Source organism: Streptomyces pseudogriseolus, assembly GCA_002154585.1.
Taxonomy (GTDB): domain Bacteria; phylum Actinomycetota; class Actinomycetes; order Streptomycetales; family Streptomycetaceae; genus Streptomyces; species Streptomyces pseudogriseolus.
In genome coordinates this window covers 1-817 of sequence record MUNG01000767.1, presented here as the reverse complement: position 1 = coordinate 817, position 817 = coordinate 1, and the positions used below count along the sequence as shown (strand labels likewise).

Genomic DNA, 817 nt, shown 5'->3' with positions numbered 1-817 from the left:
GCGTAGGCGGCCCCCACGCCCCGGCCCCCCGGCTGACATACAGCTGCGTGTCCCCGTACCGGTCAAGCCCCGCCAGCGTCGGATTCGCCCCGCTCGCGATCAGATTCCCCGGCCACAGCTGCCCCCCGTGCGTGTGACCCGACAGCTGAAGATCCACACCATGGTCGACGGCGTCATGAATCTGCACCGGCTGGTGCGCCAGCAGCACACACGCCCGCGCCCGGTCCCGGTCACCGAGCGCACGGGCGAAGTCCGGCCCCTGCCCCTCGTCCTCGCCGGCCACGTCGTTCACTCCCGCGAGGTCGAAGTGGGGCAGCTCCGTACGGGCGTTCTCCAGCGGGTGCAGCCCGAGGCGGCGTACCTCCTCGACCCACTGCTCGGCGCCGGAGAAGTACTCGTGGTTGCCGGTGACGAAGAACGAGCCGTGACGCGCCGTCAGCTGGGCGAGCGGGGCGGCCGCGGGACCGAGGTCCTTGACGCTGCCGTCCACCAGGTCGCCGACGACGGCGATCAGGTCGGGCTGGGTCGAGTTGATCGTGTCGACGACCTTCTGCGCGAAGCCGCGCCCGAGCACCGGGCCCAGGTGGATGTCGCTGACCACGGCGATCCGGTAACCGTGCGCGGCCCGGGGCAGCTTGGCGAGCGGCACGGTGACCCGCTTGACCTTCGGCCCGCGCAGGACGCCGTAGGTCCCGTACCCGACGGTCCCGACCGCGGCCGCGGCGGCGGCCCCGCCGACGATACGGGAGACGAACAGCCGCCGGGAGGGCCCGTCCCCCGCCCCGGCGACCCCGACGGCGGTCGAACCGCCCGCCAC

Annotated in this window: 1 protein-coding gene; it reads right to left on the bottom strand. The window is 73.6% G+C overall.

Going from position 1 to position 817, the window contains the following annotated elements; all coding sequences use genetic code 11:
* Positions 1-817 (bottom strand): metallophosphoesterase (locus CCN29_RS34650; RefSeq protein ID WP_143661488.1); only part of this gene is annotated, 817 nt, incomplete at both ends.